Source organism: Streptomyces sp. 3-6 (assembly GCF_056323165.1).
Genome location: NZ_JBWHZP010000002.1, coordinates 412,215 through 425,827, shown reverse-complemented (window position 1 = coordinate 425,827; position 13,613 = coordinate 412,215). Strand labels below are relative to the sequence as shown.

Below are 13,613 nucleotides of genomic sequence, written 5' to 3'. Positions count from 1 at the left end.
GGGACCGCATGCCCCAGGTGCACCGAGGTCCGCGCCGCCTAGCGTTCCGGGTCATGGAGAACGATCAGAACGCACGGCGTCAGGCGCCGCGAGCCGGTGAAGGCTGGCCGCTGGCCACCCGGCGGTTGCTCACGCGCAGCGAGGTGTCGGACGACGGGCGCGCCGTGTTCGGCGAGAACGACGGCAAGTGGGAAGGCTTCTACCGGGACCGCTGGTCCCACGACAAGGTGGTGCGCTCCACCCACGGCGTCAACTGCACCGGTTCCTGCTCCTGGATGGTGTACGTCAAGGACGGCATCATCACCTGGGAGCACCAGGCCACCGACTACCCGTCGATCGGCACCGACTGCCCCGAGTACGAGCCGCGCGGCTGCCCGCGCGGGGCGTCGTTCTCCTGGTACACGTATTCGCCCAGCCGGGTCCGTTACCCCTACGTGCGCGGTGCGCTGCTGAAGCTGTGGCGCGAGGCCCGCAAGCGGCTCGGTGACCCGGTGGCGGCGTGGGCGGAGATCACCGGTGACCCGGCGAAGGCCCGCGCCTACAAGCGGGCGCGCGGCAAGGGCGGACTGGTGCGCGCCGACTGGGACGAGGTCAGCGAGCTGGTCGCCGCCGCCCAGGTCCACACCGTCAAGCAGTACGGCCCCGATCGCGTCGCGGGCTTTTCCCCCATCCCGGCGATGTCGATGGCATCCTTCGCGGCCGGCGCCCGCTTCCACTCGCTGATCGGCGGCACCCTGCTGTCGTTCTACGACTGGTACGCGGACCTGCCGGTCGCCTCCCCGCAGGTCTTCGGCGACCAGACGGACGTGCCGGAGGCGGCGGACTGGTGGAACGCCGGCTACCTCATCATGTGGGGCTCCAACATCCCGGTCACCCGCACCCCGGACGCACACTTCCTCACCGAGACCCGCTACAACGGCACCAAGGTCGTCGCCGTCAGCCCCGACTACGCCGACAACGTCAAGCACGCCGACGAGTGGATGTCCCCGCACCCGGGCACCGACGGGGCGCTGGCGATGGCCATGGGGCATGTGATCCTGCGCGAGTTCCTGGTCGAGCGGGAAGTGCCGTACTTCCAGGACTACCTGCGCAAGTTCACCGACGCACCGTTCCTGGTGACGCTGCGCGAGCACGAGCGCGGTCTCGTCCCGGACGGGTTCCTGACCGCCGCCGACCTCGGACACGACACCGAACACGCCGAGTCCAAGACCGTCCTCCTCGACTCGGCGACCGGTGAACCGGTCGTGCCGAACGGCTCGCTCGGCTTCCGCTGGGCGAAGTCCGGCGCGGGCAGCTGGAACCTCGACCTGGGCGACACCGTGCCCGAGCTGAGCCTGATCAACAGCGCGGAAGACACGGTGCGGGTGGCGCTGCCTCGCTTCGACGAGGGAGCCACCGAAGGCGGCTCGACGATGATCCGCGGTGTACCGGTCCGCCGAATCGGCAGGCGGCTGGTCACCACCGTGTTCGACCTGATGCTGGCGCAGTACGGGGTGGCCCGGCCCGGTCTGCCCGGCAACTGGCCGCTCGCCTACGACGACCCGTCGCAGCCGTACACCCCGGCCTGGCAGGAATCCATCACCTCGGTCCCGGCCGAACAGGCCGCTCGTATTGCCCGGGAGTTCGCCCGCAACGCGGAGCGGACGCAAGGCCGCTCGATGATTGCCCTAGGGGCCGGCACGAATCACTGGTTCCACTCGGACACCATCTACCGGGCCTTCCTGGCGCTGACGACCATGACCGGCTGCCAGGGCGTCAACGGCGGCGGCTGGGCCCACTACGTCGGCCAGGAGAAGGTCCGCCCGGTCACCGGGCAGCAGCACCTGTCCTTCGCCTTCGACTGGCAGCGGCCCACCCGGCACATGGCGGGCACCTCCTACTGGTACCTGAACTCCGACCAGTGGCGCTACGAGGCGTTCGGCCCTGACGAGCTGGCCTCCCCGCTCGGGGACGGGCGGTTCAAGGGCAAGGGCTTCGCCGACTGCCTGGCGCAGGCGGTCCGCCTGGGCTGGACGCCGGGCCACCCCGGCTTCAACCGCAACCCTCTCGACCTGACGGACGAGGCGGCGCGGACCGGCCGGCCGGTCGCCGAGCACATCGTGGACGAACTGAAGTCCGGTCGGCTGCGGTTCGCCGTCGAGGACCCCGACGACCCGGCCAACTTCCCGCGCGTGCTGACCGTGTGGCGGGCGAACCTGCTGGGTTCCTCCGGCAAGGGCAACGAGTACTTCCTGCGGCACCTGCTCGGCACGGACGCGGCAGTCCGCTCCGAGGAGACCCCGCCGGAGTCCCGGCCGAAGGAGGTGGTGTGGCGGGAGGAGGCGCCCGAGGGCAAGCTCGACCTGCTGATCACCATGGACTTCCGGATGACCTCCACCGGTCTGCTCTCCGACGTCGTCCTGCCGGCCGCGACCTGGTACGAGAAGGACGACCTGTCCAGCACGGACTTGCACCCCTTCGTGCACGCCTTCACCCCGGCCATCGCTCCGCCCTGGCAGGCCCGTACCGACTACGACACCTTCCTCACCCTCGCCGACAAATTCAGCGAGCTGGCCGCCGACCACCTGGGCAAACGCACCGACGTCCTGGCGGTGCCACTGCTGCACGACACCCCCGACGAACTCGCCCAGCCCGGCGGGGTGGTGCGGGACTGGAAGACCGGCGAGTGCGAACCGATTCCCGGCAAGACCATGCCGAAGCTGGTCGTCATCGAGCGGGACTACGCCGTGATCGGGCAGAAGATGCGGGCCGTCGGTCCGCTGCTGGACACCCTGGGCACCACCACCAAGGGCGTCACCGTCCACCCCGACCGGGAGATCGAGGACCTGCGCCGGCGCAACGGCACCGTCCGGGACGGAATCGCCGCCGGCCGGCCGTCGCTGGCCACCGCCTCCGACATGTGCGAGGCGGTCCTGGCCCTGTCCGGCACCACCAACGGCCGGCTGGCCACCGAGGGCTTCCGCGAGCTGGAGCGGCAGACCGGCAGCGAGGGCCTGGTGGAACTCGCCGCCGAACGCGAGGCGGAGCGGATCACCTTCGCCGACACCCGTACCCAGCCGCGCTCGGTGATGACCTCCTACGAGTGGTCGGGCTCGGAGACCGGCGGGCGCCGCTACTCCCCGTTCGTCATCAACACCGAGCACAAGAAGCCCTGGCACACTCTCACCGGCCGCCAGCACTTCTTCGTCCAGCACGACTGGATGACCGAACTGGGAGAGCAACTACCGGTCTACCGACCGCCGTTGAACACCCCACGGCATTACGGCGACGAGTGGCTGCACGAGGACGGGCGGGCCGAGGTCACGGTCCGCTATCTGACCCCGCACTCGAAGTGGTCGATCCACTCCAACTACCAGGACAACAAGTACATGCTCGACCTGTCCCGCGGCGGCCCGGTCATCTGGATGTCGCTTCAGGACGCCGAGAAGATCGGCGTCAAGGACAACGAGTGGATCGAGGCGTACAACCGCAACGGTGTCGTCGCCTGCCGGGCCGTGGTAACCCACCGGATGCCCGAGGGCACCGTGTACATGTACCACGCCCAGGACCGCAATGTGAACGTGCCGAAGACCGAGGTCAGCGGCAAGCGCGGCGGCATGCACAACTCTCTGACAAGACTGCTGCTCAAGCCGACCCATCTCGCCGGCGGCTACGCGCAGTTCACCTACGCCTTCAACTACTACGGCCCGACCGGCAACCAGCGCGACGAGGTCACCGTCATCCGCCGCCGCTCCCAGGAGGTTGATTACTGATGAGGGTCATGGCCCAGATCGCGATGGTGATGAACCTCGACAAGTGCATCGGCTGCCACACCTGCTCGGTCACCTGCAAGCAGACGTGGACCAACCGCACCGGTGTCGAGTACGCCTGGTTCAACAACGTCGAGACCAAACCCGGTGTCGGCTACCCCCGCCGCTACGAGGACCAGGAGCAGTGGAAGGGCGGCTGGATGCTCGACAGGCGCGGCCGGCTGGTGCTGCGCTCCGGGGGCCGGGTCAAGCGGCTGCTGTCGCTGTTCTCCAACCCCGACCTGCCGTCCCTCGAGGACTACTACGAGCCGGTCACCTACGACTACGACAACCTCATCAGCGCACCCGCCGGACCGGACATGCCCGTCGCCCGGCCCCGCTCGGTCCTCACCGGCAAGCCCACCGAGATCACCTGGGGCGCCAACTGGGAGGACGGCCTCGGCGGCGCCCCCCAGAACGCCGGCGCCGACCCCAACCTGTCGGGCGAGTGGGCGCGGAAGGTCAAGTTCGAGTTCGAGCAGACCTTCCTCTTCCACCTCCCCCGGCTGTGCGAGCACTGCCTCAACCCCGCCTGTGTCTCCGCCTGCCCGTCGGGAGCGATGTACAAGCGGGTCGAGGACGGCATCGTCCTGGTCGACCAGGACAAGTGCCGCGGCTGGCGGATGTGCGTGACGGCGTGCCCGTACAAGAAGGTGTACGTCAACCACGCCACCGGCAAGGCCGAGAAGTGCACCTTCTGCTTCCCGCGCATCGAGGCCGGACAGCCCACCGTCTGCTCCGAGACCTGTGTCGGCCGGCTGCGCTACCTCGGTCTGCTGCTGTACGACGCCGACCGCGTCGGTGAGGCGGCGGCCACCCCCGACGAGCAGGACCTGCTGGACGCCCAGCGCGGCGTCTTCCTGGACCCGTCCGACACCGAGGTGATCGCGGCCGCCCGCGCGTCCGGCATACCCGAGGACTGGCTGGACGCGGCCCGCCGCTCCCCGGTCCACGCGCTGGTGTCGAAGTACAAGGTGGCGCTGCCGCTGCACCCGGAGTACCGCACCCTGCCGATGGTCTGGTACGTGCCGCCGCTCTCCCCCGTGCTGGACGCGGTCGACGCGGCGGGCGGCAACCAGGACGACCCGGACCACGTCTTCGCCGCCGTCACCCGGCTGCGCATCCCGCTGGAGTACCTGGCGGAGCTGTTCAGCGCCGGGGACACCGACGTCGTCGCCGGCGTGCTGATGAAGCTCACCGCGCTGCGCTCGTACATGCGTGAGCGCACCCTCGGCGAGGAGGGCGACGAGGCCGTGGTCAAGGCCGTCGGTCTCACCGCGCAGGAGGCCGAGGACCTGCACCGGCTGCTCGCCGTCGCCAAGTACGAGGACCGCTACGTCGTCCCCGCCGCGCACAAGGAGGACGCCGCCGCGCTGACCGCCATGGAGAACCGCTGCCCCGTCGAAACGTCCGGCGAGGCCGAACCCCGCAAGGTCATGCTCGGTATCCCCACCCTGCGCCGCAACAACACTGCCGGAGGACGTCCGTGAGCCCGCTGCCCACAGCCATTCCCGCCCTCGTCCGAACCCGCGTCCGGGCAGCCGTACGCCGCCCGCCCCGCCTCACACCCGAGGAGACGGCGGGCCGAGCACTGACACTGCGGCTCGTGTCGCTGCTCCTGCAATATCCCGACGCCGAACTCACCGCTTCCCGGCCGGAGTTGACAACCGTAGTGCAGGCCCTGCCGGCCACGCCCGCAGCCGAACACCTGGCACTGTTCACCGATTGGTTCGCCGCACAGGATCCCGAGGCGCTGGAGCGGCACTACGTCGAGATGTTCGACCTGCGCCGCAGGAGCAGCCTCTACCTCACCTACTACCTGCACGGCGACACCCGCCGCCGCGGCATGGCCCTCCTCACCCTCAACCAGCGTTATCGCGCCGCCGGCTGGAACACCGACGGCGGCGAACTGCCCGACCACCTCCCGGTCGTGCTGGAGTTCGCCGCCCTGGCCGGTCCACGCACCGGTGAGGCGCCGCTGCGCCAGCACCGGCGTGGGCTGGAACTGATCCACCGGGCGCTGACCGACGCCGATTCGCCGTATCGGCACGTCCTGGCCGCACTGCTCACCCTGCTGCCGCCGGCCACCGAGGCCGACCGCGCGGCGGTGGCCCAGCTCGTCGCCGAGGGACCGCCGAACGAGGAGGTCGGCCTCGACCCCTACGGCGCCTACGGCGAGGGCGAGTTCGCGCCACCGGGCACCTTCGTGCCGCCGGTGCCCGCCCCGCCGACCCGTGTGCCGCCCGCCCCGACCAGCCGTACAGGAGGCCCCCGATGAACGCCGCGTTCTCCCCCTTGGCCGCATCCTCGGCGAGTGGCGCCGATCTGCTCCTGTGGGTCGCCCTCCCTTACATCTGCCTCGCCGTGTTCACCGTCGGGCATGTCTGGCGCTACCGGCAGGACCAGTTCGGCTGGACCTCCCGCACCAGCCAGCTCCTGGAACACCGCTGGCTGCGCTGGGGCAGCCCACTGTTCCACCTTGGCGCCTTCATGGTCATCGCCGGGCACGTTGTCGGCCTCGCCATTCCCGACTCGTGGACCGAGGCCGTCGGCATCACCGAGCACGCCTACCACACCACGGCCGTCTGGGCCGGATCGGTCGCCGGCGTCGCCATGGTCACCGGCCTGGGCATGCTGTGCGCCCGCCGCCTGCTGACCCGCCAGGTCCGCCTCGGCACGGACCGCAGTGACAAGCTCCTCTTCCCCCTGCTGTCCGCCACCGTCCTGCTCGGCATCACCGCCACCGCCGCCCACAACGTCTTCGGCGCCGGCTACGACTACCGCGCAACCGTGTCCGTCTGGTTCCGGGGCCTGTTCGTCCTCCAGCCCCAGCCCGAGGCCATCGTGGGAGCACCGCTGCTGTTCCAGCTCCACGCCCTGACCGCGTTCCTGCTCTTCGCGGCCTGGCCCTTCACCCGGCTGGTACACGTGTGGAGCGCCCCCATCGGCTACCTGGCCCGGCCCTACCTGGTCTACCGGCGGCGAGCCACACCGACGACAGCACCGACGGCAGCGGGTCGGCCCCCGTCGGCGTCGGACACCCGGCGGACCGCATGAGTCCCGGGCCCGTGCTCGCACCGGACGCCGCGCCCGCCCGGCCCGCGTACGCCGTGGGCGCGAGCCACCGGACGGGATGGGTGATGGTCCTGACCGGGATCGTCGGCTGGCTCGCGTCCTTCCAGCTCACCGTGGACGACTGGCGGCTCCTCAAGGACCCGTCCTACCAACCACCGTGCAACATCAGCCCCGTCGTCAGCTGCGGCAGCGTCATGTCCAGCGAGCAGGGCAGCCTGTTCGGCTTCCCCAACATGCTGCTCGGCCTGGGAGCGTTCGCCACCGTGACCGCCCTCGGTGTCGCCGTGCTCTCCGGGGCGCGCCTGCACCGCCGGCTGTGGCTCGGGCTGGACACCGGGGCGTTGGCGGGGGTGGTGTTCGTGCACTGGCTGATCGGGCAGTCGCTCTACGAGCTGGGCAAACTCTGCCCCTACTGCGCCGTCGTCTGGGTCGCCACCATCGGCCTGTTCTGGTACCTGACCCTGCACTGTCTGGAACGGGGAATCGTTTCCGTGCCCCGGGGTGTGCTGGAGGTCGTCCGGGACGCGCACTGGATGCTGCTCGCCGCCTGGTACGGAGTGATCGCACTGCTCGTCCTCACCCGCTTCTGGTCGTACTGGAGCAGCCTGCTGCAGGGGACCTGAGCGCTCCGGTCAAGGCGCGCACAGTTCCGTGAAGGAAAGAAGAACGATCATGGACGACGTACTGAGGGAATGGACCGTTGCGGTGAAGGCCGAGCTGGGCATCGACCTCGAAGTCGACCGGGGCTCGCTCAACTGGCGTCAGACAGACACCTGGTCGGCCTGCCGGCCAGTCCCCTCGCAGCCGTCTCCGGCCTCCTCACCCTGACCGCACCGCTGCTGCACACCCTCGCACGCCGGACGGCGGACGTGACGGCCACAGCCGTCCCTGCAGCCGACGTGCCCGGCCACGCGACCGACACCGGACGATACCGGTGGCCCTGAAGAACCGGACGCACGCAGTGCCGCGGGACTTCAACGGCCCCGCGATGCTGCGCGGCCATGGCGACAGCTGACGCCATGGCCGCCTTCCCGCCCGACGGCGCCACAGCCGGACGGGCAAGGACCAGTCTCCAGGCGCACTCGTCACCATCACAGCTGTGAACCACACGCTCGGGGACTTGGCCGCCCGGGGACGGCCAAGTCCCACCAGGGCCCCGGAGGCGGGGCCGCATGACAAGTTCTACCCGCAGGCCAGGCACACCCACGTCCCTGCGTCCCAGGCCCTGCCATTCTCTGCCCGGTCAGGAGCGCAGGGGCACACGGTTACCCGGTGTGCTGTCGTCGGCCTCCGGGGCGGCCATCTGCCTGGCGGCGGGTGACGCACCAGTCGGGGTCGGTGCTCGTGCCTTCCTTCGGCGGCGGTGCCCCTGCCCGCCCCCGGTCCGCCTTCGACGAGCAGCAGACCGGGCTCGGTCAGGGGGACGCCTGGTGGGAGACGTACTATCGACCGAACGGGCTCACCAGTGAGACGGCGTTGCGGACTTCCCGCAGGCCGGGATGGCGTCGCCGCAGGTGGCGTTCCAGGCGCTGGTGGAGCGTGATCCAGGAGGCGGGGCAGCCGTGGCAGGCGCCGCCGAGGCGGACGGTGACGATGCCCTCGTGAACGTCGACGAGGTCGATGACGCCGCCGTGGGATCGGGCGAAGTCGCCCACCTCCCCGGCGAGTACCTCTCGTGCCACGTCGTAGAGCAGCGTGTCATCGACATCGACGGTGCCGGCGACCGGGACCCATCCGGCGGGTTGGTCGAGGGCGGCGTGCAGTGCGCTGCGCACCCGGGCGCCTTCCGCAGGCCAGGTGCGGTCCGGGCCGAGGCAGGTGACGACGGCTGCGCCTTCCGCCATGATCCGGGCAAGGGTGCCGTCGGTCAGCAGGGCGGCCAACGGCGCGGGCACCTCGGCGAGCGGGCCGGTGCCGGTGAGGATTCCGGCGGGGATGATCCAGCGCAGCCGGTCGGGCCGGCCGGGTACCGGCTGTGGGTGCAGAGGGGTCGTCGTCACGGTGGCTCACCCGCCCAGCAGGATGGTGACCGTCCGGGCCAGGTAGGCCATCAGCCAGGCCAGGACCGTCAGATACGCAAAGGCGATCGCCGGCCATCTCCAGGTACCGGTCTCCCGACGCAGGACCGCCACCGTGGCCATGCACTGCAGCGCGTACACGAAGTAGACCAGCAGTGCGGCGATGGTGGGCGCGGTGAACACCGCCTCCCCGGCGTGGGGCCCGTCGGGGTACGTCATGGCCGCCAACGCCTGTTCCGGCCGTTCGGGATCTTCCGCGGCGGCCACCTGTCCGAGGGTGGCGACGAAGGTCTCCCGGGCGCCCTGGGCCGACAGCACACCGACGTTGATGCGCCAGTCGAAGCCAAGCGGGTCAAAGACGGGCGCGACCAGCTGGCCGAGCCCGGCGGCGTAACTGTGGTCGACGGTGTAGGCGGACACGGCGACGGAGTCGGTGCTGTCGACACCGGCCACACTCAGCTGCGCGTCCGTGTGCAGCGGCAGGTTCAGCAGCAGCCACAGCACGACGCTGGTGGCGACGATGACGGTCGAGCACTTGCGCAGGAAGGCGCGAGCGGAGGACCACATCGCCACCATCACCGCGCGCGGGGCGGGCAGCCGGTAGGGCGGCAACTCCATGAAGAACGGCACCGGGCGGCCGTGGCGGTCTCCGAGCTTCTTGAACCCCCAGGCGGCCAGCATCGCCGAGACGGCGCCCAGCAGGTACAGGCCGAACATGACCAGGCCCTGCGCGCCGAACGGGCCTGCCTTCGCGGCCGGATCGACCAGCAGGCCGATGAGCAGCACGTAGACCGGCAGCCGGGCTGAGCAGGTCATCAGCGGGGCAGCCATCATCGTGGCCAGGCGGTCCTTGGCCGAGGGGAGCGTGCGGGTGGCCATGATGCCGGGAATCGCGCAGGCGAACGACGACAGCAGTGCCACGAAGGCGCGTCCCTCCAGGCCGAAGCGGGCCACCACCCGGTCCATCAGGAAGGCCGCCCGCGCCAGGTAACCGACCCCCTCCAGCAGGGCCAGGAGCAGGAACAGCAGCACGATCTGCGGGACGAACACCAGCACGCCGCCGACCCCGCCGATCAGGGCGTCGCCCAGCAGTCCGGACAGCCACGGCTGGCCGACATGGGCGTCCACCTGGTCCGACAGCCACGCGAACAGCGTCTCCACCCAGCCCTGCAGCGGGGCGGCCAGGGTGAAGACGGTCTGGAAGAACAGCATCATCACCGCGAAGAACACCGCCGTTCCCCACACCGGATGCAGCAGCACCCCATCCACGCGCTGGGTGATCCGGTGACGCTCCGGGGGCCGGTAGCCGGCGAAAGCCAGAACCGATTCCGCCCAGGCATCCCGCTCACCCACCTCGGTGGGCGGAGCCACGACCGGGGCGGGCCACGTACGCCAGGTGGTGAGCTGCTCACGCAGCTGCGCGATGCCCAGCCCACGGTGGCCGACCACGGGCAGCACCAGCACGCCGAGCGCCTGAGCGAACGCGTCGATATCCAATCGGCCCTGTCTGCGGGCCAGTTCGTCGGTGAAAGTCACCACCGCACAGACCGGCAGCCCGCGGGCCAGGACCTGGGCAACGAACCCCAGGGAGCGCCGCAAGGTGGTGGCGTCCACCACCAGCAGCAGCGCGTACCGGCCGGTCGGCACCTTGTCGGCCGTCCAGCCCGTCGACGGTGATCTGCTCGTCGGGGCTGATCGGCTCCAGGCTGTAGGTGCCCGGCAGATCCTCGACCAGGTGGCGGTGGCGGTCCGTTCGGGCTGTCCCGACATAGCGGGAGACGGTCATGCCAGGGTAGTTACCGGTCTTGGCACGCAGGCCCGTAAGGGCGTTGAAGATGCTGGTCTTGCCCGAGTTGGGGGCGCCGACCAGGGCGATCCTCGGCGCCTGGGGCAGAGCCGCGTCGGCGCCGCCGGCGTCGTGGCAGCCCGTGCTCACCGCTCCGCCCCGCTGACGTGCACGCACTGTGCCTGCGCCCGGCGCAGGCACACCTCGTAGTCCCTGACCCGATAGAGGACGGGTTCACGCAGTGGTGCCCGGCGTACCACCTCCACGACCGTGCCAGGGGTGAATCCGAGGTCGTGCAGCCGGCGGACAACGGCGGGCTCCCCGTCGGCGACGACCCCGATCACCCTGGCACAGGCGCCGGGAGCCAGGTCCGCCAACGAGCGCGGCGGGGTGTCGATGACGGTGGTCCCCCGGCCGTCCGTTTCCTCGAACACCCCATCAGTGCCACTCATGTGTCTCTCCAACCCCATCGCGCCGAGCGAATCCGCCCAGCGAAAGACCACCAACGAGGTGAAGTTAGCCTTACCTATCTAGCCAGGGCCTGGGGCTCGCGGCCCTGAGGCATGGGCCTCTCGGCCCCATCAGTTCGGCCCAGTCGGCCCACAGCGAGGAGCCGTCCCCCGAGGGGCAAGCGCGTGCCAGGCACCGGTAGACGGCGGGTTAAGGACACTCTCGGTGGCGCCGGTGCGACAGGGGAAGGCTGCACCAGCGCGGGCGAACACGGCACTCCGCAGCGCCGCCGCGCCTGCCGAGGGCTCGTCCGGCCGCCCGGGACGGGTGTGGCAGGCGGCCGGACGGTGACCGAGCGGGGAGGACACCGCCTCCAACTGCGGCCTCTGTATGGAGAACGTGCAGCCGGCAGATTGGAGGCGGTGGTCCGTGGCTCCCTCCCGTTCGATCCCGGGAATGAGCATCACCGGATCGCAGAAGGGTTCGCTCGGGCCGAACAGCCCTTTGCCGGGGCCTGTTGGCCCCGGGTCACGGGTTGCGGTCCGGGCCGTACGGCCCACCCACACCAGGCGCTTCGGACCGGGCGCCGCACCGGGAGCGGACCGTAGATTCACTGCCATGGACATCGGCACCAGTGCGGCGGCTTCAAAAGCCCGGGACGAGAGGGCGCGTCGACTCGTTGCGCGGCAGGGATCGGCGCGATGTCGGTTCCCCGCGTTCAACTGCCCGTCCTGCACCCCCGACGCGGAGGATGTCCCCTCGTTTCCCTCTGCGTCTTGAGGCCGCTCCGGTCTGCGGAGGTCTGCACCGACCGCCGGTCGGCACCCGTGCACCCGTGCGCCCGTCATGGCGGTGACAGACCCCCGTCGGTTCCCCGTCGAGCCCGGTGTGCCCGCGGCCACGCCCACCGGCTCCATGCCGCGACCAGCCCACAGGAAGACGCACATGATCTTCGAAGACCTCCGGACGGCCTGCCGCAAGGACCCCACCCTGCACGGTGTCCACGTGGTCGAGGTTCTGCTGTATCCCGGCCTGTGGGCGATCTGGACCCACCGGGTCACCCACCGGCTGTACCGCCTCGGTGTGCCGCTGCTGCCCCGGCTGCTGTCCCAGCTCGCCCGCGCGTTGACCGACATCGAGATCCACCCGGGTGCGGTCATCGGCCGGCGCCGCTTCATCGACCACGGCATGGGCGTGGTCATCGGCGAGACCGCCGTCCTTGGCGACGACGTGATGCTGTACCACCGCGTCACCCTGGGCGGTACCGGCTGGTGGACCGACACGAAGGCCGCCAAGCGGCATCCCACCGTCGGCGACCGGGTCGTCCTCGGCGTCGGCGCCACCGTGCTCGGCCCGGTCCACGTCGACCACGACACGATCATCGGCGCGCATGCCCTCGTCCTGCGCGACGTCCCCGCCCACGCCCGCGTCCACGCCCCACAGGCGGCCCCCGCTGCCCGCCCTCACGGCACAGCAACGGTGACCAACGCCAGGATCCTCACTTCCGCAGACGAGAAGGAAAGACCGACATGACGGCGATACACCCCTCGATCGCGCCCTCGATCACGGCGCTGATAGGCCGCACTCCTCTGGTGGCGCTGCACCGCTACGGCGCGGACCTGCCCGCGCGCCTGGTCGCCAAGCTGGAGTCCGCCAACCCTGGCGGCAGCGTCAAGGACCGCATCGCTCTCGCGATGATCGAGGACGCCCAGGCCGCCGGCGCGCTCCGGCCCGGCACCCGCCTCATCGAACCCACTAGCAGCAACACCGGCATCGGCCTGGCGATGGTGGCGGCAGCCCTGGGCTACCAGGTCACTTTCACCATGCCCGAGAGCATGAGCACCGAGCGGCGCGCCCTGCTGCGCGCCTACGGCGCGGAACTGATCCTCACCCCGGCCGCCGAGGGTATGACCGGCGCTGTCGCCCGGGCCACCGAACTGGCCGAGCGCCACGGCTGGTTCATGCCGCAGCAGTTCCGCAACCCGGCCAACCCCGACGCCCACCGGCGCACCACCGCACAGGAGATCTGGCAGGACACCGCCGGACAGGTCGACGTTCTGGTGGCCGGCGTCGGCACCGGCGGCACCGTCACCGGCGTAGGACAGGTCCTCAAGGAGAAGAACCCCGACATCACCGTGGTAGCAGTCGAACCGGCGAAGTCGGCCGTCCTGTCCGGCGGCTCCCCCGGCCCGCACCGCATCCAGGGTCTCGGCGCCGGCTTCGTCCCCGACCTCCTCGACACCGACGTCTACGACACCATCTGCCGCGTCTCCCTGACCGACGCCCAGACGCAGGCCCGCCGCCTGGCCCGCACCGAGGGCGTCCTCGCCGGAGTCTCCGGCGGAGCCGCCCTCCACGCAGCCACCACCCTCGCCCACCTCCCCCGGCACGAGGGAGCCCTGATCGTCGTCGTCCTACCCGACACCGGGGAGCGCTACCTCAGCACGGACCTGTTTCACGAGGCGTAGAGGGACCGCAGAACCGGCGTGGTAGGCA

General features: G+C 70.6%; 11 protein-coding genes and 1 pseudogene. 8 read left to right on the top strand and 4 right to left on the bottom strand.

Annotation, left to right across the window (positions count from 1 at the left end):
• Positions 1–53: 53 nt before the first annotated feature.
• From AC02VZ_RS06025 to AC02VZ_RS06000, 6 genes are read left to right on the top strand one after another with little or no spacing between them, the layout of a single operon-like run.
• Positions 54–3,752 (top strand): nitrate reductase subunit alpha, encoded by a 3,699-nt coding sequence (locus AC02VZ_RS06025; protein WP_476474726.1) that lies wholly within the window; start codon positions 54–56, stop codon positions 3,750–3,752.
• Positions 3,752–5,278, top strand: coding sequence for a nitrate reductase subunit beta (gene narH / locus AC02VZ_RS06020; RefSeq protein WP_476474725.1), 1,527 nt, complete (start codon positions 3,752–3,754; stop codon positions 5,276–5,278). The genes AC02VZ_RS06025 and narH overlap by 1 nt, the downstream gene beginning before the upstream one ends.
• Complete coding sequence (gene narJ / locus AC02VZ_RS06015; RefSeq protein ID WP_432058320.1) at positions 5,275–6,066, top strand: nitrate reductase molybdenum cofactor assembly chaperone; 792 nt, start codon at positions 5,275–5,277, stop codon at positions 6,064–6,066. Before narH ends, narJ begins: the two co-directional genes overlap by 4 nt.
• Positions 6,063–6,845, top strand: coding sequence for a respiratory nitrate reductase subunit gamma (narI, locus tag AC02VZ_RS06010; protein ID WP_476474724.1), 783 nt, complete (start codon positions 6,063–6,065; stop codon positions 6,843–6,845). The genes narJ and narI overlap by 4 nt, the downstream gene beginning before the upstream one ends.
• 11 nt (positions 6,846–6,856) lie before the next feature.
• Complete coding sequence (locus AC02VZ_RS06005) at positions 6,857–7,486, top strand: vitamin K epoxide reductase family protein (RefSeq protein ID WP_432058318.1); 630 nt, start codon at positions 6,857–6,859, stop codon at positions 7,484–7,486.
• A 49-nt stretch (positions 7,487–7,535) separates the two neighbouring features.
• On the top strand, positions 7,536–7,691 hold the full coding sequence (locus AC02VZ_RS06000; RefSeq protein WP_432058317.1) for a hypothetical protein: 156 nt from the start codon (positions 7,536–7,538) through the stop codon (positions 7,689–7,691).
• Between the two features lie 614 nt (positions 7,692–8,305).
• On the opposite strand, the gene AC02VZ_RS05995 is transcribed toward AC02VZ_RS06000, so the two are convergent.
• From AC02VZ_RS05995 to AC02VZ_RS05980, 4 genes and pseudogenes are all read right to left on the bottom strand, one after another.
• Positions 8,306–8,863 carry a NifU family protein gene (locus tag AC02VZ_RS05995; protein ID WP_476474723.1) on the bottom strand — a complete coding sequence of 186 codons (558 nt, stop codon included), beginning with the start codon at positions 8,861–8,863 and terminating at the stop codon, positions 8,306–8,308.
• A gap of 6 nt (positions 8,864–8,869) precedes the next feature.
• Positions 8,870–10,651: a ferrous iron transporter B gene (feoB, locus tag AC02VZ_RS05990; protein WP_476474722.1), complete on the bottom strand. Its 1,782-nt coding sequence runs from the start codon at positions 10,649–10,651 to the stop codon at positions 8,870–8,872.
• Positions 10,602–10,817 (bottom strand): annotated as a pseudogene (locus tag AC02VZ_RS05985) (FeoB small GTPase domain-containing protein); the annotation flags it as partial. The gene feoB and the pseudogene AC02VZ_RS05985, both read right to left, overlap by 50 nt.
• Positions 10,814–11,119, bottom strand: a complete 306-nt coding sequence (locus AC02VZ_RS05980; protein ID WP_432058314.1) for a FeoA family protein — start codon at positions 11,117–11,119, stop codon at positions 10,814–10,816. The pseudogene AC02VZ_RS05985 and the gene AC02VZ_RS05980, both read right to left, overlap by 4 nt.
• Before the next feature lie 943 nt (positions 11,120–12,062).
• Here AC02VZ_RS05980 and epsC point away from each other — a divergent pair.
• Together epsC and cysK are read left to right on the top strand one after the other, a co-directional pair.
• The gene (gene epsC, locus AC02VZ_RS05975) at positions 12,063–12,650 is read left to right on the top strand and encodes a serine O-acetyltransferase EpsC (RefSeq protein ID WP_476474721.1); all 588 of its coding nucleotides are present in this window, start codon (positions 12,063–12,065) and stop codon (positions 12,648–12,650) included.
• The gene (gene cysK, locus AC02VZ_RS05970) at positions 12,647–13,585 is read left to right on the top strand and encodes a cysteine synthase A (protein WP_476474720.1); all 939 of its coding nucleotides are present in this window, start codon (positions 12,647–12,649) and stop codon (positions 13,583–13,585) included. Before epsC ends, cysK begins: the two co-directional genes overlap by 4 nt.
• Positions 13,586–13,613 lie beyond the last annotated feature (28 nt).

Excerpts from the sequence above, each read along its gene's own strand:
- AC02VZ_RS06000 (WP_432058317.1), top strand. The coding sequence starts at position 7,536 with ATGGACGACGTACTGAGGGAATGGACCGTTGCGGTGAAGGCCGAGCTG.
- narI (WP_476474724.1), top strand. The coding sequence starts at position 6,063 with ATGAACGCCGCGTTCTCCCCCTTGGCCGCATCCTCGGCGAGTGGCGCC.
- AC02VZ_RS05980 (WP_432058314.1), bottom strand. The coding sequence starts at position 11,119 with ATGAGTGGCACTGATGGGGTGTTCGAGGAAACGGACGGCCGGGGGACC.
- feoB (WP_476474722.1), bottom strand. The coding sequence starts at position 10,651 with ATGTCGGGACAGCCCGAACGGACCGCCACCGCCACCTGGTCGAGGATC.
- AC02VZ_RS06025 (WP_476474726.1), top strand. The coding sequence starts at position 54 with ATGGAGAACGATCAGAACGCACGGCGTCAGGCGCCGCGAGCCGGTGAA.
- cysK (WP_476474720.1), top strand. The coding sequence starts at position 12,647 with ATGACGGCGATACACCCCTCGATCGCGCCCTCGATCACGGCGCTGATA.
- narH (WP_476474725.1), top strand. The coding sequence starts at position 3,752 with ATGAGGGTCATGGCCCAGATCGCGATGGTGATGAACCTCGACAAGTGC.
- epsC (WP_476474721.1), top strand. The coding sequence starts at position 12,063 with ATGATCTTCGAAGACCTCCGGACGGCCTGCCGCAAGGACCCCACCCTG.